This is a genomic window from Okeania hirsuta, from assembly GCF_003838195.1.
In the GTDB taxonomy this organism is placed as follows: domain Bacteria; phylum Cyanobacteriota; class Cyanobacteriia; order Cyanobacteriales; family Microcoleaceae; genus Okeania; species Okeania hirsuta.
In genome coordinates this window covers 1-23176 of record NZ_RCBY01000126.1, presented here as the reverse complement: position 1 = coordinate 23176, position 23176 = coordinate 1, and the positions used below count along the sequence as shown (strand labels likewise).

25 protein-coding genes are annotated in these 23176 nt (G+C 36.2%); 12 read left to right on the top strand and 13 right to left on the bottom strand.

Annotated features, from left to right (window positions below; genetic code table 11):
• Positions 1 to 204: 204 nt before the first annotated feature.
• The 4 genes from D5R40_RS19705 (at position 205) to D5R40_RS19690 (ending at position 1494) form a co-directional block, all read left to right on the top strand.
• Positions 205 to 348: a CAB/ELIP/HLIP family chlorophyll-binding protein gene (locus D5R40_RS19705; protein WP_124145066.1), complete on the top strand. Its 144-nt coding sequence runs from the start codon at positions 205 to 207 to the stop codon at positions 346 to 348.
• A gap of 290 nt (positions 349 to 638) precedes the next feature.
• Positions 639 to 782: a CAB/ELIP/HLIP family chlorophyll-binding protein gene (locus D5R40_RS19700; protein WP_124145065.1), complete on the top strand. Its 144-nt coding sequence runs from the start codon at positions 639 to 641 to the stop codon at positions 780 to 782.
• 212 nt (positions 783 to 994) lie between these two features.
• Positions 995 to 1138, top strand: coding sequence for a CAB/ELIP/HLIP family chlorophyll-binding protein (locus D5R40_RS19695; protein ID WP_124155088.1), 144 nt, complete (start codon positions 995 to 997; stop codon positions 1136 to 1138).
• 212 nt (positions 1139 to 1350) lie between these two features.
• Complete coding sequence (locus D5R40_RS19690; protein ID WP_124147828.1) at positions 1351 to 1494, top strand: CAB/ELIP/HLIP family chlorophyll-binding protein; 144 nt, start codon at positions 1351 to 1353, stop codon at positions 1492 to 1494.
• A gap of 381 nt (positions 1495 to 1875) precedes the next feature.
• Here the strand turns inward: D5R40_RS19690 and cphA are convergent, their stop codons facing one another.
• Positions 1876 to 4590 carry a cyanophycin synthetase gene (gene cphA, locus D5R40_RS19685; RefSeq protein WP_124155087.1) on the bottom strand — a complete coding sequence of 905 codons (2715 nt, stop codon included), beginning with the start codon at positions 4588 to 4590 and terminating at the stop codon, positions 1876 to 1878.
• 130 nt (positions 4591 to 4720) lie between these two features.
• On the opposite strand from cphA, the gene D5R40_RS35625 reads away from it, so the two are divergent.
• Positions 4721 to 4948 carry a hypothetical protein gene (locus tag D5R40_RS35625; RefSeq protein WP_124147826.1) on the top strand — a complete coding sequence of 76 codons (228 nt, stop codon included), beginning with the start codon at positions 4721 to 4723 and terminating at the stop codon, positions 4946 to 4948.
• On the opposite strand, the gene D5R40_RS19675 is transcribed toward D5R40_RS35625, so the two are convergent.
• Positions 4932 to 5804 (bottom strand): cyanophycinase, encoded by an 873-nt coding sequence (locus D5R40_RS19675; protein WP_124147825.1) that lies wholly within the window; start codon positions 5802 to 5804, stop codon positions 4932 to 4934. The two genes, D5R40_RS35625 and D5R40_RS19675, sit on opposite strands and share 17 nt — an antisense overlap.
• Before the next feature lie 251 nt (positions 5805 to 6055).
• Here D5R40_RS19675 and trmD point away from each other — a divergent pair, with 251 nt between their 5' ends.
• The gene (trmD, locus tag D5R40_RS19670) at positions 6056 to 6742 is read left to right on the top strand and encodes a tRNA (guanosine(37)-N1)-methyltransferase TrmD (RefSeq protein WP_124147824.1); all 687 of its coding nucleotides are present in this window, start codon (positions 6056 to 6058) and stop codon (positions 6740 to 6742) included.
• A gap of 22 nt (positions 6743 to 6764) precedes the next feature.
• Here the strand turns inward: trmD and D5R40_RS19665 are convergent, their stop codons facing one another.
• The 3 genes from D5R40_RS19665 to D5R40_RS19655 all read right to left on the bottom strand — a co-directional run bounded on the left by D5R40_RS19665 (position 6765) and on the right by D5R40_RS19655 (position 8485).
• Complete coding sequence (locus D5R40_RS19665) at positions 6765 to 7334, bottom strand: GNAT family N-acetyltransferase (RefSeq protein ID WP_124155086.1); 570 nt, start codon at positions 7332 to 7334, stop codon at positions 6765 to 6767.
• A 114-nt stretch (positions 7335 to 7448) separates the two neighbouring features.
• Positions 7449 to 7925, bottom strand: coding sequence for an SET domain-containing protein (locus tag D5R40_RS19660; RefSeq protein ID WP_124147822.1), 477 nt, complete (start codon positions 7923 to 7925; stop codon positions 7449 to 7451).
• 245 nt (positions 7926 to 8170) lie between these two features.
• Positions 8171 to 8485, bottom strand: a complete 315-nt coding sequence (locus D5R40_RS19655; RefSeq protein ID WP_124147821.1) for a PqqD family protein — start codon at positions 8483 to 8485, stop codon at positions 8171 to 8173.
• 112 nt (positions 8486 to 8597) lie between these two features.
• Between D5R40_RS19655 and ispF the strand changes: the two genes are divergently transcribed.
• Entirely contained in the window at positions 8598 to 9083 is a 486-nt protein-coding gene (gene ispF, locus D5R40_RS19650) for a 2-C-methyl-D-erythritol 2,4-cyclodiphosphate synthase (protein ID WP_124147820.1), read from the top strand.
• 1402 nt (positions 9084 to 10485) lie between these two features.
• Here ispF and cpeA read toward each other — a convergent pair.
• Together cpeA and cpeB are read right to left on the bottom strand one after the other, a co-directional pair.
• On the bottom strand, positions 10486 to 10980 hold the full coding sequence (gene cpeA / locus D5R40_RS19645) for a C-phycoerythrin subunit alpha (protein WP_124147819.1): 495 nt from the start codon (positions 10978 to 10980) through the stop codon (positions 10486 to 10488).
• A gap of 135 nt (positions 10981 to 11115) precedes the next feature.
• Positions 11116 to 11676: a phycoerythrin subunit beta gene (gene cpeB, locus D5R40_RS19640; RefSeq protein WP_124147818.1), complete on the bottom strand. Its 561-nt coding sequence runs from the start codon at positions 11674 to 11676 to the stop codon at positions 11116 to 11118.
• 1413 nt (positions 11677 to 13089) lie between these two features.
• Between cpeB and D5R40_RS41290 the strand changes: the two genes are divergently transcribed.
• Entirely contained in the window at positions 13090 to 13215 is a 126-nt protein-coding gene (locus D5R40_RS41290; protein WP_282433649.1) for a hypothetical protein, read from the top strand.
• A gap of 222 nt (positions 13216 to 13437) precedes the next feature.
• On the opposite strand, the gene D5R40_RS19635 is transcribed toward D5R40_RS41290, so the two are convergent.
• Positions 13438 to 14916 carry an ankyrin repeat domain-containing protein gene (locus D5R40_RS19635; RefSeq protein ID WP_124147817.1) on the bottom strand — a complete coding sequence of 493 codons (1479 nt, stop codon included), beginning with the start codon at positions 14914 to 14916 and terminating at the stop codon, positions 13438 to 13440.
• A gap of 102 nt (positions 14917 to 15018) precedes the next feature.
• Here D5R40_RS19635 and D5R40_RS19630 point away from each other — a divergent pair, with 102 nt between their 5' ends.
• Positions 15019 to 15486 carry a DUF4079 domain-containing protein gene (locus D5R40_RS19630; RefSeq protein ID WP_124147816.1) on the top strand — a complete coding sequence of 156 codons (468 nt, stop codon included), beginning with the start codon at positions 15019 to 15021 and terminating at the stop codon, positions 15484 to 15486.
• Between the two features lie 57 nt (positions 15487 to 15543).
• Here D5R40_RS19630 and D5R40_RS19625 read toward each other — a convergent pair whose 3' ends face one another.
• Positions 15544 to 16242: a DUF1997 domain-containing protein gene (locus D5R40_RS19625; RefSeq protein ID WP_124147815.1), complete on the bottom strand. Its 699-nt coding sequence runs from the start codon at positions 16240 to 16242 to the stop codon at positions 15544 to 15546.
• A 513-nt stretch (positions 16243 to 16755) separates the two neighbouring features.
• On the opposite strand from D5R40_RS19625, the gene D5R40_RS19620 reads away from it, so the two are divergent.
• From D5R40_RS19620 to D5R40_RS19610, 3 genes are all read left to right on the top strand, one after another.
• Complete coding sequence (locus D5R40_RS19620; RefSeq protein WP_124147814.1) at positions 16756 to 17415, top strand: NAD(P)H-binding protein; 660 nt, start codon at positions 16756 to 16758, stop codon at positions 17413 to 17415.
• Between the two features lie 610 nt (positions 17416 to 18025).
• On the top strand, positions 18026 to 19063 hold the full coding sequence (locus D5R40_RS42070; RefSeq protein ID WP_339379409.1) for a glycoside hydrolase family 24 protein: 1038 nt from the start codon (positions 18026 to 18028) through the stop codon (positions 19061 to 19063).
• Positions 19064 to 19703: 640 nt separating this feature from the next.
• Positions 19704 to 20132 carry a hypothetical protein gene (locus D5R40_RS19610; protein WP_124147812.1) on the top strand — a complete coding sequence of 143 codons (429 nt, stop codon included), beginning with the start codon at positions 19704 to 19706 and terminating at the stop codon, positions 20130 to 20132.
• Positions 20133 to 20254: 122 nt separating this feature from the next.
• Here the strand turns inward: D5R40_RS19610 and D5R40_RS19605 are convergent, their stop codons facing one another.
• The 4 genes from D5R40_RS19605 to D5R40_RS42715 form a co-directional block, all read right to left on the bottom strand.
• Positions 20255 to 20734, bottom strand: a complete 480-nt coding sequence (locus tag D5R40_RS19605; protein WP_124147811.1) for a nucleotidyltransferase domain-containing protein — start codon at positions 20732 to 20734, stop codon at positions 20255 to 20257.
• Positions 20735 to 21617: 883 nt separating this feature from the next.
• Positions 21618 to 22184 carry a hypothetical protein gene (locus D5R40_RS19600; RefSeq protein WP_124147810.1) on the bottom strand — a complete coding sequence of 189 codons (567 nt, stop codon included), beginning with the start codon at positions 22182 to 22184 and terminating at the stop codon, positions 21618 to 21620.
• Positions 22185 to 22609: 425 nt separating this feature from the next.
• Entirely contained in the window at positions 22610 to 22819 is a 210-nt protein-coding gene (locus D5R40_RS19595; RefSeq protein ID WP_124147809.1) for a hypothetical protein, read from the bottom strand.
• Positions 22776 to 22889 carry a transposase gene (locus tag D5R40_RS42715; protein WP_375339392.1) on the bottom strand — a complete coding sequence of 38 codons (114 nt, stop codon included), beginning with the start codon at positions 22887 to 22889 and terminating at the stop codon, positions 22776 to 22778. The genes D5R40_RS19595 and D5R40_RS42715 overlap by 44 nt, the downstream gene beginning before the upstream one ends.
• Positions 22890 to 23176: the final 287 nt, after the last annotated feature.

Genomic DNA, 23176 nt, shown 5'->3' with positions numbered 1-23176 from the left:
GAAGAAGGAGACAGGAGACAGGAGACAGGAGACAGGAGGAAAATTACATGGGGATTCTCACCCCAAGTAATTTTGAACACCGTGTAGACGGTGGGGTATTAAACCCACAAAGAAAATGATCAAAATATTAAGTAATGTTGTCATCTTTGAATTTTTGCGTTAAGTTATATTACATAAGCTTGAAATAACACGAGGTTAATGGTCATGGAAAATCAAGATAAAAAAGTAGGCTTCACCGACTTTGCAGAAACTTGGAATGGTCGCCTAGCAATGTTAGGCTTTGTCATTGGTATTGCCACTGAATACTTCACAGGTCAAGGTATCCTTTCTCAACTTGGCTTAATGTAATTAATTGTTCCTTCTCATATAGCATTTGCCTGAATATCGTCATTGCAATAATAGGAAGTAATCTCAATAACTTAGGAGATTGCTTTCCTTGCCTAATTCTGGGTAAACCTTTCACTTTGTCCCAGTCACAACCATTTGGGTATAGTTATTATTCAGATTTTATCTCAATAACTTTTCTGTTGTATTTACCGAAAAAAATGACGAATCAAAATATTAAGTAATGTTGCCATATTTAAAATTTTACGTTAAGTTATATTACATAAGCTTGAAATCAAACGAGGTTAATGGTCATGGAAAATCAAGAGAAAAAAATGGGCTTCACCGATTTTGCAGAAGCTTGGAATGGTCGCCTGGCAATGTTAGGCTTTGTCATTGGTATTGCCACTGAATACTTCACAGGTCAAGGTATCCTTTCTCAACTTGGCTTAATGTAATTAATTGTTCCTTTTGAGAGCTGATTTATCAAGTAAATATTAAGAGGCTGAATTCCTGGCAATACAAGGGTTTTGGGAGTTATATCCAATAATACTTAAATCCCTGAGAGTTAGATTACATAAGGGTTTTAGCTAAGTTTAAAAATCAGCTCTCAATAACTTTTCTGTTGTACTTACCAACGTTTAACTACACTAATTAGAGGTTAATTATCATGGAAAATCAAGAGAAAAAAATAGGCTTCACCGATTTTGCAGAAGCTTGGAATGGTCGCCTGGCAATGTTAGGCTTTGTCATTGGTATTGCCACTGAATACTTCACAGGTCAAGGTATCCTTTCTCAACTTGGCTTAATGTAATTAATTGTTCCTTTTGAGAGCTGATTTATCAAGTAAATATTAAGAGGCTGAATTCCTGGCAATACAAGGGTTTTGGGAGTTATATCCAATAATACTTAAATCCCTGAGAGTTAGATTACATAAGGGTTTTAGCTAAGTTTAAAAATCAGCTCTCAATAACTTTTCTGTTGTACTTACCAACGTTTAACTATACTAATTAGAGGTTAATCATCATGGAAACTCAAGATCAAAAGCTAGGTTTTACCAAATTTGCAGAAACTTGGAATGGTCGCTTGGCAATGTTAGGCTTTATCATTGGTGTAGCTACTGAATACTTCACAGGTCAAAGTATTCTTTCTCAACTTGGTCTAATGTAGTTCAAGGCTACAAAACAATTAAAAATCACCAACAGTTTGTAGTTAACAAGGATATAAGATTATTAAGTATACTCTATAGTAGAGATGAGAGTATTCTTGGCTTTATTACTTATATCTTTTCTCTACATTACATTCGCTAAATTTGCAGGAGTTACTCGATAGAATTATAGAAGTTAAACAGTTTTGTTTTTCAGGGTAGTACTGTCAGAAAATTGATGTTCCAGTTTTCAGATACTAACTAACAAATTTTGACAAAGTTCAAGGGGTTGAAAACTTTCAACCCCTTTTTCAGTAGAAGTTTAAATCGAAGGAAGTTGATTAAATTTTTTTTGACTGAATCAACTATTACTTATTTATTCTTACTTCCTTTAGATATTTAACTCAATATACAATCGAAGTGTTTAACTCTTCTGAGGAATTAGAGGATGTTCGACTACTTTCAGGTAATTCAAGATCCTGAACAGGGTTACGAGCTTCTATTAAACTGATAGCTCGACTTACGCTTTCTGGTAAAATTACTACCAGGCCACCAGAAGAGGCACGATCTAAGGCTGTATTAATAGCCGTTGTCTCATCTAGAATTGATTCATAAGTAGCCTTTGACTCAGAATCTTTAGCTTGATTTAAAAACTGCTTCACACCTTGAGAAATTAGCTCCGCAGCACTTCCTCTAGGTCTTCCTCTAGTGTCGTCGTCTTCTTTGACAATAATTTCATCAAAGATATCTGCTGCTAGTTCACCCAGAGAAACAAAGTCTTCATCACGGCGATCGCCAGGCCCACCAACTACACCAATCCGTTTTCCTGGCCAATTTCTGACAAATCCACCCAATGCTTCATAGCTAGCAGGATTATGAGCATAGTCCACAAGAGCATGATAATCTCCCATATTAAACATATTCATCCGGCCTGGTGTTTGATCCACCGAAGCCACAAAGGTTGACAAACCTTCTCTAATATGCTCTATTTTCACCCCTTGAGCAAAAGCTGCCAAACAAGCTGCAAGGGCATTAGCAATCATAAATGGAGCTTTACCTGCCATTGTGATTGGCACATTAACTGCTTTTTCAATTCTTAAAGTCCAATCTCCTTTGATAATTGAAATATAACCATTCTCATAAACCGCTGCCAAACCACCAGCTTCTGTATGTTTAACTAAAAGTTGATTATTTGGTTCCATTGAAAAGTAAGCAACTTGAGCTTTGACTTTCTCTGCCATTGCAGCAACCAATGGATCGTCAGCATTCAAAATGGCATATCCTTTAGGCATTACTGACTCAGCAACTACACTTTTGAGTTGAGCTAGTTGTTCTACAGTATCTATATCCCCAATACCCAAGTGGTCGGCAGCTACATTTAATACCATTCCTACATCACAAGCTGAAAAACCCAAGCCTGAACGCAGAAGACCACCCCGTGCTGTTTCTAAGACTGCAACTTCTACAGTTGGGTCTGAGAGTATTAAATGGGCACTTTGAGGTCCAGTATTATCTCCTGATTCTGCTAGATATTCACCAAGATAAGTACCATCAGTGGTAGTATAGCCCACTACTTTTCCAGTCTGCTTCATTATGTGAGCTAGCAAGCGTGTAGTAGTTGTCTTACCATTGGTGCCAGTAATTGAAAATATTGGTATTCTGCCATTTTTAGACCCAGGGAATAGCATATCTATTACTGCTCCGGCCACATTTCTAGGTAGACCCCGACTAGGAGCGACGTGCATCCGGAAACCAGGGGCAGCATTAACTTCTACTATGACCCCTTCTACTTCTCGCAAAGGTTTAGAAATGTCTTCAGTAACTACATCTATACCTGCTATGTCTAGACCTATAATCTTCGCAGCTCTGGACAATAGCCAGACATTTTCTGGATGTATTTCATCAGTACGGTCTACTGCTATACCTCCAGTACTGAGGTTAGCTGTTGCCCTTAAAAAGCAAATTTCTCCTTTTTTTGGTATTGAATCAATGCTATATCCTTGTCTTTCAAGAATCCCAAGAGCAGCTTTATCCACGGTGATTCTGGTCAGAACGTTATCATGTCCATCTCCTCTTTGAGGATCTCTGTTAGTTTCTTCAATCAGTTTTGCCACCGTGGACTTACCATCTCCCATTACATGGGCAGGAACTCGTTCGGCCACAGCTACAACTCTACCATTTACTACCAATACTCGGTGGTCTTTGCCTGTATAGTAACGTTCTACAATTACTGTTTTTGTTTTGGAAGCCTTGCTAGCTAAATCATAGGCTTCTTCTGCCTCTTTCCAGTTTCTCACATCAATAGTAATTCCACGACCATGATTTCCATCTAGTGGCTTAATTACAATGGGATAGCCTCCGACATCTTCAATGGCATCTTGAAGGTCTTCAAAGTAGCGAATAACTGTACCACGAGGTACTGGTATTCCAGAATCTTTGAGAATGGTTTTTGTGCCTTCTTTATCACAAGCAAGTTCTACACCAAGAATCCCTGTTTGGTTACTTAGGGTTGCCTGGATTCTTTTTTGATTTATACCATAGCCAAGCTGAATCATAAATCTGGCTCCTAGTTGAGTCCAGGGAATACCTCTTGCTTCTGCTTCTTTGACTATAGCTTCTGTGCTTGGCCCTAAAGCTGCCTGACTTTTGAATTCCTTAAGGTCTTCTAAATCTTGCTGTAATTCGGTTGCAGGATATGTACCTGTCTCAACAATACTTTGGCAAAGTCTCACCGCTGCTCGTGCAGCATAGCGACCTGCTGGTTCATGTTCATATTCTATTACTACCTGAAATATTCCAGGAGTCGATGTTTCCCGTGTCCGACCAAAAGCAACTGGCATTTGGGCGAGTTGTTGAAGTTCTAGGGCAACGTGTTCTATGACATGGCCTATTAGTGTCCCTTTTTCAACACGACTGAGAAAACCGCCCCTGACTCTAGGGGAACAATAGTGCTCTACAAGACCTGGTAGTACCTTGATTAATCCTTTGTAGAAGCCAGGAATATCAGATGTATATCTTTCGTACAGGTCTTCTAAGTCTAGACGCATAACCACCAGTTTATGCCGGCGGATGCTCCAGTAGTTTGGACCGCGTAATGTCTGGAGTTTGAGGATTTTCATAGGAGGATTTGAAGGTTATGCTCAGAATCTACAGAAGCAATGGCGGTTTTATTTTGAATTTCGGCTCACACCATTTGCTAAACTGTTTAATACAAACTTTTTTTCAGGCTGCACTAATCCTTTCTCCATCTTGAAAAATATATATCTGATAAATAAATTTATCAGTTTTTTTGATAATCCTTTGATGGTAGAAGGAAGAATTTGGGCTTTTTATTCTGTTTTACAAAAAATACATTCTTTTCAGTTTAAAATTAGATTTTCTGTCCACCCAACTAGGCAAGCTACTAATCTACCACAACACATTAGTTACGAATTTAGTAAATTATCAGAAATTCTATTAATTAATCAAGAGGCATAATTGTTTCAGACAGCCCTGGTTTCATGGTATGGGAATGGAGATCGTAGCCATCGCCGTGGCACATTATATGTACTCTTAAATTTGATATGCTCAAGGGATCTGCTACATCTACTTTCGTAGCATTTGTATATGACATTTCTGTAGTATCTATAATTGTCACTGTACCTTTACCCATTACTCGAATTTGACTATCTCCTTCAAATAATGCACAGGTATCTTCATCTATACCTATACCTATTTTGTCCGGATGGGTAGCAATGGCGCTCAATAAACGGGCCATACGATTTCGATTATGAAAGTGTTGGTCTACAATCAGGTCTGGCAATATACCCAAGCCAGTTGTTAAATCAACTAAGGACTTATTGGGGGATGAGCCACTACCACCACTTGCTATCATCTGATGTCCCATTACTGCTGCTCCTGCACTTGTTCCAGCTAGAGCAATTTTTCCATCTATAGCTCTACTTCTGATTTCATCCATCAAAGGTGTTTCAGCAAGTAGGGAACAAAGACGCAGTTGGTCTCCACCAGTCATAAAGACTCCAGTACAATCTTCTAAGGATTCTAACCATCTTGGGTCTTCTCCCTGATACCTTTCCCGGATATCAAATATCTTCAGACCTACAGCACCCATTTCTTCAAAAACCTTGCGGTATCTATCTCCTTGTGCTCCTGGTTCTCTAGAGGCAGAAGGGATAACTGCTAGCCTGGCATTTACTCCTCCTGCACGATTAAAAAAAGTTTGTAGAATCTCTTTTCCATGAACTTTATCTTCCGCCCCTCCGATTACCATAATGGTTGTTTTTGTCGGACGTAATATATCTAGTTTTGAAGCTTGAGACTCTAACTGTATCATTTTATTAGTCTTGGACAGCAGGTACGCATTAAATTTCAATAATTTCAATAGTCTGTTATAATACTAGACTATCTTATAACCTTGCAAGTCCCCAGCTAACTATTGAATTTTTCAACAAATCATTTGATTTAGTTAGAATCTAAATTTCAATTGGCTGGATTAACTTGTAAACTTTTAGCATAGTCTAAATAAAGATTAATCTCAACAATTTCTAAATTTTTTAAGACACTCTAAGTATATTTTTAAGTTTTGTGCAATTTGATGTTATCACTCTGTTTCCAGACTTTTTTACAACACCCCTAAGTTCAGGTTTGTTAGGGAAAGCCCTTGATAAAGAGATTGCCAAGGTTAATTTAGTTAACCCTCGTGATTATACCACAGACAAATATCATAAAGTTGATGATGAATCTTATGGTGGAGGAGTAGGAATGGTGTTAAAACCAGAACCTATATTTGCTGCTGTAGAGTCATTAACAACTAGACCGCGACGAGAAGTTATTCTCTTAACTCCCCAAGGAGAAACAATGTGTCAGCAGCTATTTAAGCAGTTGGCTATAGACTATGACCAACTTATTTTAATTTGTGGTCATTATGAAGGTATTGATGAAAGAGTACAATATCTAGTTACTAGAGAAGTATCTTTAGGAGATTTTGTCCTTACAGGTGGAGAGATACCAGCTTTAGCTTTAATTAATGGTGTAGTGAGGTTACTTCCAGGAACAGTAGGTAAAGCTGAGTCACTAAAATACGAAAGTTTTGAATATGGATTACTTGACTATCCTCATTACACTCGACCATCTAATTTTCGTGGTTGGAAAGTACCAGAAGTTCTGCTATCTGGAAATCATGCTAAAATAGCAGAATGGCGTTATCAACAACAAATTCAAAGAACAAAATCTCGTCGCCCAGATTTACTGAAAAATAATAGAGACCTCTAGAAAATCTAGTTATTTTGTCGATCTACTTAACTTGCTCATGGTGTTTGATATTAGGTATATCTAATACCATAAGCACACTACTTTCATACATTTGATAATCAATTTTATCAATAGTTTGATAGCCTAGTTTTTCAAAAAAAGGAACTAAGTATGCTTCGGCATCTACAAAATCAAATTTAATTCCATCTAGCAACTGTTGTTTGTATAATGCTTGCATTATTCTTAAGCCTATACCATTTCTTCTAAAATTACTTTGAACCATAAACCTCCCAGTAATTGATGTACATAAAGGATGTGCATCTCCTACTTTTTCCATTTGATAGAGTTTTGTATAGTAATCTATGTCTAAATTTTCTGAGTCTAAGTTTTTAGTATAATTGCATCTAATAGTACCAACCAATTCATTATGATCAAGAGCCATAAATAGATTAGCATATAAGTCCAATGGGTCTTCTACTTTCTTTTGTTTATGGTTCGGTTCATAGTTTGGACAATTTTCAAACCATCCCAGTTCTTCTACATAGATTTGATAGCGCAATTTGAAAATTTCTTCTTTTTCTTCAGGAGTCTGAGCTAGTGTTATTTCTAACATGGTATTTATAATGTCAACTTAACACAATTTTCAAGATGGCAGAGGTGTTTTTTTTATGTATAATAAATCCTCACAAAAATTACTTATGTAAAGGATTTATAGATTGTTAATTATTCACTCAACTCCTAGCTTTTCCCATATAAATTCTGACAATTTATATTTTTTTAACACATTTAGGGGTAAATGAGCAGAACCTTGAATGTATCCCAGACAATTTTCGCTTTGACAAATACAATCAAATCCTCGATCCATAGACCATTCTGTAGATGGATAAAAGAATGTGAATTCTTCTCCAATTTCGATGTCTCGTAGGGCAATTACTACCATTTTTTTAGTATCGAAAAAAACATTAGGATCGCAACTATGGTTAATATATTGCAAAAATTCTGGGTCAAGCATAATATGTTGGTTATCGCTAATTTGGACGGTTAAATAGTTGGGGCGATCGAGTATTTCTTTATGGCTAAAATTACTGATAACCTCTCCAGACTTCAACTCAATAGTCGTATGTAGAGACTTATTTCCACTGATTTTACACTCCCGAATTTCCGCAATAGAGCTAACTTTTGTGATTTTTTGACTTACCTGCATAAATTTTTTATTGAGATACAATTTCCTAACATTCTAGAATAAATAATACTATTTTTCTTGACAGATATAAAAATATTTGTGTAATTTAATAAAAAAATTAGTTATGAATAAATTTTTCAGATTCTTCTTTTGAAAAAACCAAAAAACAGTTATGCTACAGGTAACTTTTTCATAAAGCCCTATTTAGCCTTTTCCATTAAAGATTAAAGATAAAAAGAGCAGATTTATGCCAATTTCTCTCTCTACTAACCTTCTGCCACAGATAAATTATCTTGTTGATCGATAATTTTAACAATTCCATCATTTGTTAAATCTCTGATATATTCTAATAAATCATTCTTAAGTACTTCTGGCTCTACCTGCTCTTCCTCTAATAAATCCTCATAAGCCTCTTGAATAGACCCAGAACCTATTAAAGCAAATAACATTTTAGCTGCCATATCATCCAAAATAAAATCTTCACCTTCTTGTTGAGAGTTAACTAAAAAAATTTCTCCTTCATCTTCTGCTAAAAAAAAATTATCCGTTAATAGCACTTGTTGAGTTAATATAATCTCCACAACTTACCTCTACTGACAATAAAGTTAATAAAAAAAAGTAGTTTTGTACAGTCAAGATATACTATACAATAATTTGATAAAAACTACTATTTAAGGTATTTAAATTAGAAAAATGAATCTTCGCATAGGTAATGGCTACGATATCCATAAGTTAGGACCTGGAAGACCTCTAATACTTGGAGGAGTCAAAATTGACCATGAAATGGGATTAATTGGTCATAGCGATGCGGATGTTCTGACCCATGCAATTATGGATGCAATGTTAGGCGCTCTGAGTTTGGGTGATATTGGCCATTTTTTCCCTCCCAGCGATCCACAATGGGCTGGAGCTGATAGTATAGAATTGTTGAATCGTGTCAATCATTTAGTTAAGGCTAGCTGCTGGCAAGTTAGTAATATTGATTCAGTAGTAGTAGCAGAACGTCCTAAACTCAAGCCACATATCAAAGAAATGCAATCGCGCCTCGCTGCTACTTTAGAACTACAAGCAGATCAAGTCAGCATAAAAGCTACTACTAATGAAAAATTAGGTCCTGTAGGTCGAGAAGAAGGTATTGCTGCTTATGCTGTAGTTTTGCTAAATAAATATGAAGGATAAGTGGTCATCGGAAATATTAATAGTGGAAATATTTTTTCGTTCTAGGATTTTTAGGAATATAGCCATCTTAGATAAAATATGAGCATTAGCTACATATCAAGAGAAGTAACCCTCAGTATTTAGATAACTAATATTTGTTCAAAACCTATTTAGGACAGCTATAGGAAAGAAAAAGAGAAGAATATGGAAAAATGGTCAAGTCTATCTAGCTAAATGTTGTGAACCATTACCTATTAAATGGAGATGGAAAAATTATCATATCTTTGTGATTGCAGCTATTTACAAACTACGCATTAAGTATTTGCATTTTTGGTATCTCAGAATTTATTTCATAACTAAAAATTTTTAAATTGATCCAATATAAGTTTTGTTAGTACTCTTTAGTTGAATAATAAATCAATTCATAGTTGAGCGGTCGCGGAGCGCGGAACGGAGTTCTATGCCTCAACTATACCCTCACTAATAATCATAGAGTTGTTGGGAATTAAGCTAAAAAAATGGCTAATATCATGTTCCCCTCCGGGGGAGCTACGAATTGCGGATAATCAGTTATAATAAACCTTCTGCCTTCTAACCTTGCTCTTTCCCTTCAGCATAGCTGCCCTCTGCCTTCTGCCTTTGGTCCACAGATATTATAAGTATTCAACCGAACATGATATAAAACCCTTATTAGTCAAGGTTTATAGTGTTTTTTTTTATCCAATGCTGAAAATCTTATAGAGTAAGCTTTTGAGCCTTGTCGAGCCGTCAAAAGTGACATTTGAGTGGATAGTAAATAGCTACTCAAACAGACACTGGATAGAAGTTTTTTACCGAGAAGCGCTGATGATGGTTGGGATTAAAAGAATATCAAGTAACAGATAAATGGAGTCTAGAACGCCATTTGATCGAGAGTATTTTATACCTATACTTTGATCATTTGGCATAAGCTAACTACAGGATTACAGAGGCAATGGGGGAAACATTTGAAGACATTTACTGATGCAATAGTACGCTTTTCGTATAGCTATATCTTTCCGTTTTTTTGGTGTTGCACAGTGACGAATGATTTGATATTTTTGATAGAATTGGATTGTGGATTAATCAATTGCTAGAATGATTAATTAATGGTTTTTTTTAGTCAAAATCTAAACCAATTTTTGGCGATATCATTCCATAATGTGCAACCCCGTTTTTTTTGATTGGTTGGCTAATAATCGTGACGTATTTTCTTCTCACAGAAAGAGTTGAGGCTATATTTTGGCTTAAAAGTTGTGTAAGTCCCGTTACAAGAAAAACTAAGGGACTCTTGGTTAGTTGCTCACCCATTATTAGGTAAGTAACAAACTAAGAGTCCCACAGTTCTAGAATTAAAGAAGTTTTAAAGCAAGAGTTCTATAATCTTGCCTAAATCCCTAATTTCCTAGGACAAGGAGTTGATTACATAGTCTAAGAGAGAATTGTACTCTGTCAAAGCTTGAGGAGACAAATCGCGAGGAGCACAACCACGATTACGAGCAAAGCTTAAAGCTTCAACATAAGGTGCAGTAGGTAAGCTTAGAGCACGATAAACTTCACGCTGACCAGCAATTCCCCACTCATCAAGAGGGCCAGTTCCACCAACTACTAAGCAGTAGCTGACTAAGCGCAGATAGTGCTTGACATCGCGGAGACACTTAGCCTTAAAAGTGTCTGTGGAGTTAGCTTGACCAGCATCATTCAAGTAAGGAAACTTCTTGATGCAAGCATCATAAGCTTCTTGAGCAACTGCATCAAGATTACCAGCTAGCTTTTCAGCTGCTTCCAAACGAGCTGCGGAACGCTGGATAGAACCTTGTACTGATTCTAGATCGGAACTGCTAGGAAAACGACCTGCTGCATCAGCAGCGGTAACTACTGTGGTAATAACTGATTTCATTGTTTATTCTCTTCTGTGTTTGACTTTGTTAGATTGGTATTGAAACTTACTTGGTCTTGGCTAATCGTAATAACTGAAAAGCCAATAAACTAGATACCTTTAGAGGTATGGTGTAGCAAGACTTTTTGAGAGTAATTAGCTTAGAGCAGCAATTACTGTATCAAAATAGCCACTTGCTTCAGCAACTAGGCTAGCGCAACGGTCTTCTGTTACAGTAGCTCCCATGATGCGCTTTTTATCTCCTGCAAATTCATCACTAGGCTGATCTTTGATGTGAGCTGCAGCTTGAGCTTTCATAATTTGAACAGCGCGAACTGTAGATGTAGCAGGAACACCTAATGCAGTGTAGGTTTCTTTTAAACCATTTAAGCAACGGTCGTTGAGAACAGAAGCATCACCAGCAAGTAGTGCGTAGGTAACGTAGCGTAGGATGATTTCACCATCACGCAAGCAAGCAGCCATACGACGGTTAGGATAGCAGTTTCCACCAGCTTGGATTAATCCCTGGTTTTCACAGATCATTCCAGCAATAGCATCAGATACCATGCAGCTTGCGTTACTAGCAATGGCGTTTACTGCATCAAGACGTCTGTTGCCTTGAGCAATAAATTCTTTGAGCTTATTTAATTCATCGCCACTAACAGGGGAAGTTGAGGCATCTGCTGAAACTACAGCTTTCGAAAAAGCATCTAACATTGAGCTCTCCTTAAAAATTGATTTTTTTGTAACCTTGATTTGAAGTTTCTAATAAGAAGGTCTCTTTTGTCTCGCTTTCTGAGGAAGAAAGTAATAATTCGTAAACAAGTAAATATTTGTTACGACTTTCCAGGCAATTAGCCAATCAGGTGTCCAGAAGCTACGATCAAAACCAAATATTTATATATAGCAGTAGGTTTTTTGGCGTTTGATATCATGTCTGGTTGAATACTTATAAATAACGACGGAGGAGTCAGGAGCTAGGTAGGTGAGCCGTCGGATTAGCAACGTACAGGAGGGAAGAAGAAGGAAGTTTTTTATTACTAATTAAACGGACATGATATGACAATAAATTTGGGTTGTCAGGGAGTAGAGAGTAGGGAGTAGGGAATAGAGAAATGTCCGCGCCCTATTTGCGTAGTGCTATAAATGCCAAAATGTCAATCAATCATTACCGAAAAGCTTCCGTTGAGAGTAAGTGTGTTTGAATCAGGGGATGAAAACGAGCGAGCCTTTTAGGGTAAAGACTTTAGTTGTCCTAATTACAAAAAAAACGTGCAGTTGAAAGCCAAGTGGTTTTAGCCCTTGGATGAAAACAAGTTGTGGGAATTTATTCCCAAGTATCCCAAAATGTGGAATAATACTAATGAATACGAGTAGGAACAAGGTTTGTCCCATAGACTCAATGCTTGCAGGGGTGAAACTCCCGCCAGTAAGAAACTAGTAGCGCTGTTCTATCAAGACGCTTGGCACAGGCAAGTAGGCAGCAGAGATAGGGATTTATGGCTCTGAGTTGAGTAAAACCACTCTGAAAATCAAACTAAAAAAGTAAAGGCAATGTGTGTGGCATTTTTGTCAGCAGATCTGAGTCTGTAGGTAGTTTTTGACTGCTACCACTGGGAAGATTAAGTCCAGTGACAGCTAGTAGGTGTGACGAATCGTGTTTTTCAACCGATTTGGAACAACTCCTTAGAATCACCCGTACTTCAGTCGGGTGAGAAGTCAAATAGTACAATTAGCTTGAGTTTAAAGTTTCGAGCTCGATAAATGTATGCTTGTCAACAAGTTTTAGGGGAGTCATACCAAATTCGGTTATTTTAAAGATATTTGGTAGTCCTGTATGGTAATGGTGAGGATATATATTAGAGTTGTTGGGAATTAAGCTAAAAAAATGGCTAAAACCCTTATTAGTCAAAGTTTATAGTGTTTTTTAAGCCTAAAAACCTCAAAAGCTTACTATATAAGCTTTTGAGGCTTTTGAATTTTTATTTCCCAACAACTCTATTTTTTAATTTCTCCCACACTCCCCATCTCCCCATCTCCCCATCCCCCTATCTGTATATTAGACATCTCCAGAAAATAAACTTGCCCTTTATTTGCTATAAACTAGGGTTTGCTGAAAAAGTCTTATGAGTGAGGGTAGGAGACAGGAGACAGGAGACAGGAGACAGGAGAAATGGGAATGAACGAGGAGGTAGGAGTAAGAATTTTAAGAATGATTTTTATGCCCAACTCTGGCCTAAAATACTAACTTTTTGAGCGTGAAGAACTGAAAACCAGGCACTTTTTAAAGGCCCCAAAAAGGCTAAAACCTTTATCTGTAAATACTTTTAGATTTAATCAACAAGCCCTAAACTAGAGTGTAATAACTCAAAAAATCATTTTCCGTGTTTTTTTTCTAAAAAAATCTTCCCTTTTCCCTATTCCCTACCTTTACAAAAAGTCTATATCTTTTTCACGCCTATATCTATTAATTTGGTATTATGATCCAGCGTTATTAAGTAACCTGATAATATCTTGATAACCATTAAATTCTGCAAGCATTAAAGCCGTACAACCGCCTTGATTTTTATCATTCAAATTAGCACCATAATCAATTAATAGTTTTACAGCTTCAGCATGGCCTTGATATGCTGCCCACATTAAAGCTGTCGCTTCATTATCATCTCTAAGATTAATATCAGCTCCTTTTTCTAAGAGTATTTTTAATGTTTCAATATCGCCTTGATATGCTGCTTTCATCATTGGAGTAGAACCACCTTGAGCAGAAATATTAACATCTGCCCCTACATCTAGCAAAACATTAATAATTTCTTGATGTTTTTGCCATATTGCCAAAGTTAAAGCTGTTTCTCCAAGATGTTTACTATTCAATAAAGATGTCAAATTTTGCTTTTCTATTTTGTTCAATAAAATTGATACAATATCCGTATAACCATGAAAAATTGCTCCAAATAAAGGAGTATCACCTGCTTGATTCTTAGTAACAATTTCAGCCCCATAATTTAGCAGTAGTTTTACCATTTTGGTATGATTTTCTACTACAGCAAAACTTAAAGCTGTTTCTCCTTCTAAATCTTGAGAATTAACATCAGCATGAGCATCCAATAAAGTAGAAGCGATCGCTACATTTCCTTCTGCAGCAGCAGCCATCAAAGCTGTACCACCATTTCTACTTTTAATATTAACATCTGCCCCTGCTTCTAACAAAACTTTTACTACTTCTAAATGACCTAGGTCAGCAGCTAAAATGAGTGGATTTTCTCCATCTTTGTCTTTAAAATTAATATCAGCACCAGCTTTTAATAGAGTCTTTACAGCAGGTAAATCACCTGTTTCTGCTGCTTGCATTAACCATGTTTTACCTTGTAAATTTCTAGTATTTACATTCACACCATGATTAATCAAAATTTCTCTTATTTCTGCATAATTACTATCAGCAACTATAGATAAAGTAGACTCATCGACCCTCGCCCCACCATCTAGTAAGACCTTAACTACATCTTGATAACCTTGACTCGTTGCTAAACCCAAGGCTGTATCATGGTCTTTATCCACCACGTTAACATCAGCTCCAGCAGCGATTAATTGATTGGCCACTGCTACATAACCATTCATTGAAGCAACCATGAGTGGGGAACTACCATCATCATTTTTGCCATTGACATCAGCACCCCTACTTAACAAAAGTTCTACTATTTCCGCCCGTCCATGAGCTGCAGCTAACATCAAAGCTGTAACACCCAATTTTTTTCTTATATAGTTGACATCAGCACCTTTATCTAGTAAAGCAGAGGCTATTTGAGCATACCCCTTTTCTGCAGCAATCATTAAAGCCGTTGTACCATCTAGAGCTTGAGCATTAGCATCAATATTTTGAGCCAGCAAGGTACATACTTGGGCAAAATTAGCATTTTTAACAGCCTGGACTAAGAAAATTTCTTCTTTTTGCGAAGCCATACCGACAACCATAATCTACGTTTTTAAGATCACATAAGATTAACTTGCTGTTATGCTAACTTTTATGAAGTTTTTTTACTAATCCCAGAGAGAAGATTAATTATGGATCTGCCAATTCCAGAATCTATTAAACCATGGCTCAATTTTTTTCATCCCGCCATTATGTGGATACTATTGGCCTTGACAATTTACGCCTTATATCTCGGCATCAAAGTTCGTAATAGTAGAACTGCTACAGATACAGAAAAGAAAAAAGAATTTGCTAAATTTAAAATCAAACATCACCAAGTTGGCTCCTTTCTCTTAGCTTTTATGGTTTTAGGGTCTCTTGGTGGAATGGCCGTCACTTATATCAATAATGGAAAATTATTTTTTGGCCCTCATCTCTTAGCCGGGTTAGGCATGACAGGAGCGATCGCTATCTCTGCATCTTTAACTCCTTTTATGCAGAAAGGCCAAGATTGGGCTCGCTACAGTCATATTGTTCTTAATGTGTCAATTCTTGGTCTTTTTAGCTGGCAAGCGGTAACGGGAGTCGAAATTATGTTAAGGATAATTAGCAATATGTAAAAGATTGGAATTAATCAGGGGATTAAATTTTTCCCTGATTTTTAGGTTCCATATCTTTTACTTGCGTTTTCTTTGTTTGGGAAATGGCAAGTTATGAGTGGTATGAAAATCTACTTGAGTTTTGTGACTCAAGCATCTAGATACTTGTTGTACTATTTTAAGTAATAAACTATCGCCAGTTTTTTGAATCAAACTAGGAGACATTTTCCGAATAAACTGGGGAAATTTTACACCTACGGTCAAATCCAAATCCCATTTTGCACCAGTCATCACAGGAGGCAGTCCTAACTTTTGAATTTCCTCTTGAGTAAAAAACTGTTCTGTGGGTAACTCTAGCAACTTCATTTCTGATTGAAAGTTTACTTGATATCCAGGAGGTGTATAATTAGGCACTGGGATATATCTAATTTTATATATTCCTGCGGAGTCTGGTGGTACCAATTCCAGACCTACTCTAGCTTCAACCTGGTATCCAAAAGAACCAAATTTTCCGAGCGACAAATCATAGCCATTTTCTCCAATAGGCTCAACTTTCATCGGATGAGCACATTGACAAAACCAACTACGATGAGATGCAAAGTGCTTTGCTACAGTATCTACATTTGCATATAATTTCATGCAGTCATTGTATTTTGTCTTAAACCAGGTAGTTGGGTTAGTTTCTGATACTTCTATTTCTGTTGTACTTACATAGAAATCACTAACCAAGTTTTTGTCCATCTCTACAGTTTGATGTCCTGCAAAGTTGTGATCCATGATTCATTCTCCTATGTATATATATATACACTATATATAATATTTTGAGGATTTCCAAATTGCTATATAGATTTATACAAAGAATTTATATTTATAGCAGGCAACAGGGAAAAGTGAGAAAAACACCCTGATTCGGATAGTCATCAGTCTATTGTCCGTGCTATACCCGTCTATTAGACCTCTTTGGAAAAGAGGGAGGAGAGTAGGGAGTAGGAGGAAAGAATTGATGGTTTTTGCGCGATAATTGATTTGATTTTTGATTATCACCAGATGTCTATTGCTATATCTTTAAAAGTAGAGAGTTCGTAATTGAAGAAGGTGTCAGGAGGGAAAGTTAAGTTCGTTGGAGATACTCTCGTGCAAATTATAAGGATTTGAAAATCTAAGTTACCCCTTAACTAGAAGCACAGAGCTATCCAAATACCCTATCTACAATTCCCTTCTGACCGCTGATTACTAACTTGCATTCAAAAACTGTTAAAATTTAGAACTTTATTATAGATAAATTGAAAAATGAAAGTATTCGTTGCTGGAGCAACTGGCCAAACAGGTTGTCGAATTGTACAAGACTTAGTAAGACGAGATATTCCTGTAAAAGCTCTGGTTCGTGACTTAGAAACAGCTAAAGAAATTTTGCCTCCAGAAGCAGAGTTGGTAATGGGGGATGTCCTGAATTCTCAAGGTCTCTACGCTGCTATTGAAGATAGCACAGTACTATTATGTGCTACGGGTGCTAAACCTAGTTTTGACTTTACTGGTCCATATCAAGTGGATTATGTAGGAACTAAAAATTTAGTGGATGTTGCTAAACAGAAAGGTATTGATCGTTTTATTTTAGTTTCATCCCTATGTGTGTCTAAATTTTTTCATCCCCTAAATCTATTCTGGCTAATTTTATTCTGGAAGAAACAAGCTGAAGGATATATTCAGAAAAGTGGTCTGAATTATACTATTGTTCGCCCTGGTGGTCTGAAAAATGATGATAATCAATTTCCTATTGTTATGGAATCTGCTGATCGCTTATTTGAAGGTAGTATTCCTCGAACTAAGGTAGCACAAGTTTCTGTGGAGGCAATATTTCAACCAGCAGCTTGTAATAAAATTGTGGAAATTATTACTGAGGCAGAAGCACCAGAAAAATCTTGGGAAGAGTTATTTATTTCTGTCTCTTAAATGTAGTTTGAAGGTAATAAATCAAGATGAACTTTAATATCATGTCCTCTGGTATCGTTTGTGTAAACCCAAGGGTGAATATCTACAAAAAATTTAAGTTTTTTTGGACTTTTAAGTCTTCTGTTTTAGATAACTAAAGTCTTCTTCCCTCTTACTTCTTCCTTCTTCCTTACCTTTACCGAAGAGTTAATAATTAAATAATTCAGCTTTGTTAGCCTCCCCTTTCAAGGGGAAAAAAATAAATTTTTTCCTTTTAGTCAATCCTCTCCCTAAAAGGGAGAGGTAATTATCCATTATCCATTAATGAAAATACCGATAATGAAAATACCGATTATACTGGACTTGGTATAAGTTATGGCATAGCACATTTTAAAATTATTTTAATACAGTAATTATTATAAAAAAATCAGCTATTGTACTAAAAAAAAAGGGGCGCAACTTTTTAATAATTAGGTTAAACTAGAGGTTGATTAGGAAACTTTACTACATGAAATTCATAGTAGGTAGCTCCCAAAAAAATGTTGAAAATTCCTCCTTTATTATTTAGATGCATCCGGTTAAACCTAAGATTATCAGAAGAAAGAAGTCAAGGTCTTCTTATGGTCGTTTTATGCTTTTAAAACGTTTAATTTTTATATCTATATTTATCATCTCTTTTATTTCATTTTTCCAAATTTTTAAGGGGAACTCAAATATAAGTAAACAGGAAATAACTAAATTAATTTCTCCTAATAAATATAATTACAATGGTGGAGATAAATGGCCTCAACTAGCAATGAAAGGTGGAGATCCTTATATTCGTGCATTAATGCGAACTATTTCAGCTAGCGAGTCTAATTATTCTCGGCCTTATCATGTTGTTTATACAGGTAAAAATGTATCTAATTTGAGTAAACATCCAGACTGGTGTATTACCATCGTTTCTGGTCCGAATAAAGGGAATTGTAGCACTGCAGCTGGACGATATCAAATGTTAACAAATACTTGGTATCTAATGGCAAGACGTTATCATCCTCAACGTGGCTGGTTTATGTTTTGGGAATCTTACAGTTTTGAGCCAAAATATCAGGATGCTGTTGTACATGGTTGGTTAAGCGATCGCAAATATTGGAAAGCAGATATTCCTGGGTTATTAAGAAAAGGAAAATTAGACCGAGTTTTGCGGTTATTATCTGGAACATGGACGAGTTTAGGATATGGAATTGAAACTAATTCTATGAGTAGGAATTTACCAAGAGTATATCGGGAAGTTTTGGAAAATGAATTAAGTATTTTAGGGGATAATTTTTATCAAAAAAAGGAAAACTCTGTGATAGTTGAGTATTTTCCTAAGGATGTTGACAATGGAGTAGTTGAAAAAGCTTTAAGAACTTTAGATTATCAGTTAATACTTTTACCAACTATAGTAGTGGATATGCCTAGTAATTCAATTTGGTTTGGTTCAGCAGTAAGTATAAAAGATGTTAAATTAGTTGCTGAAAAATTAATTAGTTCAGGTGTTAGTATTAAAGCTATTCGGCCTTTTAATAAAAAAGTTGCATTCTCAGATTTATTGATTCAAGTGGGAGCTGACCCAGAGGTAAAAAATAGACCATCTTTAACCTTAGAGGAAGTTCGGGAAAAATCTAGTTTTACTAGAGATGATTAATTCAAAAATTAATAATTAATAATTACTTCTCCTTCTCCTTCAAATGAATAGGATTGGCGAAAAGTATTTTTTTGATTTATTTATTCTTGAAATCAGAGACTTTAAAGTTTAATTATTCGCTAAACAGGGAAGAGGAAAATTCTCGCAAATAATTGAGAATTTCTATATTAATTTACTTGATAGTTAATTGGGATTTAATAATAATAAAATCTGCCTCTTAATATGAAATTTGGTTATGCAGTTGTCGCAATCTATACTTACATTCAATGCAGATATAAAAAGTCGGAATATCCCTAGATAATTTCCACTTTCATCCTTCCTTTTCTCCTTTCTACTGACTACTAAATTATACGATAACTAATTATCCGGATACTATATTAAGCTATTCCAATCATTCAATAACTTCTGTTATTGAATTGTAGGTAGTGGTGTACAAGTATTTATTTTTGTAGTTTTGTTTCTGATAGTGAAAGGGATTTACTTATAAATAGTACTACATCTACAGGACTACCGAATTGTAGAAATAAAGTTATTATGGGTAGGATTATGCACTACTACAACGAAAAAAAGAATAGTAAAAACTTCAAATCAATGCAATAGTAAATCTCTGACTCCTCAGAAAAAAACTCTTTCAGATTTGGTGAAAGATTATCTAAAATATTACGATAATTACTATACTTTTCAAGAACAATGGTGGGGCGATAAAAGTCTGAATTGGGAAGGTGCTTTAGAGAGAGTTTGGATGTCTAGGTTTCCAGATGGCAAAATACACTCTCATCAGCGTCGAGTATCCTCTAAATTAGCGGTAGGATTGAGAATTTCACTAGCAGATGGCCTACAACCTCCCTTAGAGACCTTCGAGCAACTTTATGACTGGGTAGAATCTGTTACTAATCGGGTTAAGGGTCTGGGAGCAATGACAACTTATGATGTAGCTCAACGCTTGGGTATGTGGTTACAGTTATACCCAACTATAGTCTACCTTCATCAAGGAACGTCGGCTGGTGCTGAAAAATTCAATGTAAGAGGAAAGACTGCCCCTCTTGATGTGTTCCCTCCAGAAATTTAATAGTTAGGAGCTGCTCATGCGGAGAATTTTTTGTGTATTTACAAAGAGCATTTTATTTCAACTTCAGTTGTTTGATTAGATAGGTAGGAATCCTAAATCAAATCAAAGATTATGATATAATATCATGTCAGGATAATAAGTGATAAAAAAATTTTTGTTTGTAGTTTTTTAAATTGAGTTTCCACTCGTTTAATTTGAGAGTAAGCATATCCCGCAAAAGAAGCTCTGATTTTCTGGGAAATAAATGCCTGACGATAGGAAATTAGCTTTTTTCCCACTGGCGATAAATGTAAGTAAAATTCTGAATCTAACCACAGAGTTTCTAACATATTGGGATTGTTGTTATAGACCAAGGTCAGAAATTTTCTTAACTCATAAACCACACAATCTTTGACATTATCTAATACTGGATATAAACCTATTCCTGGTTCATCCCAACCTCGGTCTTTTTGTTCAACAGATTTGAAACCTAAATAATAATCTTTGGGAGCAATAAAAACGCCTTTATAATCACAATCTGATGAAGGTGTGGAAGTACCGTAAGCTTGAGAACCTGTCAGGGCAAGTAATATTAATCCTGATTCTACTGTTTTTCTATCCATTCAAATCAAAATTCAAAATTCAAAAGTTATATAAGAAGATCCTTGGGGCTTTTGATCGCTTTTTTTCAGAGGGATCGCTTCGGTGTATTATTTATGTTACTAATATATTACAAAAAAAAATATTCCTGCCATCTGGTAAAGATGTTGATTGACTGTTGTGAGAATGTGATTTTTTACTATTGCGTATGTCAAAATAGTAATGAATATATTTTTAATTTCTAATTTTTAATAATCCTAGTTGTTTGTGTCGGTTGACTTGTGAGAGTAGTTTGATGAGAGCGCAAATGACTTCAAGTTCAGTTTTCACAAGGCTTGATACTCTACTATTGCGTATGTCAAAATAGTAATGAATATATTTTTAATTTCTAATTTTTAATTAGTCATAAATATGATCCTTTGTGTTGGGTCATATCAAATCCGGTTAAACAGCCATAGAATGGTTAAGTTAGGAGGAGTCAACCCACCCCTAACCCCTCCGGTGGAGGGGGAGTCAGTCGGACCTCCTCAGGAGGAGAAAGAATTACAAAGATAAACGTAGTTATGGCGATTGAAGATTTTTTTTATGTCCAATTAAACGGATTTGATATCAGAGTGTTTTGAGATGAACCACATCGTCACAATCACGCGCCCAGTAGGGAAGTTCCATGGAACGTCCCTAATGTGGTCTACCGTGCAGGAAAACCGCGCTACCGGATTTGATATCATCTCCCCATATACTCAAATTTATTCTGCTATTTGAGAATACCGACGTTTAGTTCTCGACTATGAACAACTACCAGAGATTAGTGAAGCTCTGATTTACACTGCAATAATTAGATTAATGTTACAAAGGCTTGGTGCTAAAAAATCTGGCTGTTCTTAAGATTTGTTTTACAAACAGTCTCTAAGATCCACATCGAAAAACATATCTCGTTTTAAGAAGGGTCTTCTGTTGTTTCTCGTTATTAGGTCCACACCCTTTATTTCCTTTGGTAACTCTGTAAATATTAGCCCTGAAGTATGGATCACTAGTATATGAACAAACCGTCCGGGTTAGCTCCTGTGATAAATCTCGAATATTATAATTTTGCACTCCTTTACTTTGACATGATTGAGGCATTACTTTTTGATAATTCCAGTGATCTTCCATACAAGTGTGGGCAGCATCTCTTGCTCTTCTCCGACATCTATTTGGTACATTATGACCGCATCCTCTTCTGGCATTAAATCTACCTACTATTACGCCGTTTTTAGCGGTTAAACTTGAACTTTCTACCTGATAGTACCCAGTACAAGAACGCTTAATATTTCCTGCTAGCCTGATAGGATTCTCAGTTTTATCAATGAAAGGTTCAGGGTCTATATTTTGTGCTCCTTGAGTATGGGATGGATAGTTAACTATTAGTCCTAAGATCAAACTCGACGCTAAAGTTAGAGGTATCCCTAATTTATAAATTTCTTTTATATTCATAAGTCAGACCTCCCCAATAAGTGTTGTATTGAAATTACTCCTTAACTGTCCTTGGTCTCGCTCACTTTTAATATCTCAAAGTAAATCCACTCTGTCTGTTTCTTTTGTCTCCGTGTACACTATTATCTTATAATCAAAAATTTCAATTACATACATTTTGATAAGTAATTTTACTTAACTACACTGATCTTAATTTCTTTGTGTAAGTATCAAAATATTAAAACCTTACACACCTTGATATATCTTAATTTTAAAGATGGTAGCTTACCCTAAATGCCATAGATCCCAAGCATTCTCCCATATTTGCTTCACTGACAAGTACCCCTAGTAGTAACCCTTGAGTATCAACCAAGATATGACGATACCCGGCCTTTTACTTTTTTACCGCCATCATAGCCATATACCTCCCCCTGCTTGCTCCGTCCTTACGCTGAGGTTTCCTCAGCGCGGGCGGTGCGCTTTTTGCCGTTGTTTTTACCGCCATACGAATCGACAACTGCTGCAGTAGGTTCTGGGTGTCGTGTTTCGAGTATTCTTGTTTCTCGCCGTAGAGTATGATTTATTTCCTCCCAAACACCATGTCGTTGCCATTTACGTACATTTAGTTGATACAGTTTGCCAAGGTGGTAGATCATAGGGCAAAGAACGCCAATGACAACCAGAATAAAAGATATAGAAGATACCATTAACTACTTCTCGCTCGATTAGTGTTTGGTTTTTGCCCTCGTTTTTGAGGTTTTGGTAGCAAAGGTTCTAGTAGCTCCCACCTAAGCGATCGCTTAGGTAACTGGCATAAGATTTTCGGGACATTGATTTGACACTCATCGAGGTTTTGGTAGCAAAGGTTCTAGTAGCTCCCACCTAAGCGATCGCTTAGGTAACTGGCATAAAATTTTCGGGACATTGATTTGACACTCATCATTGATTTTTTTATCATTTTCTTTGTGGGTTTAATACCCCACCGTCAACGGGGGTGTTCACGCATTACTTGG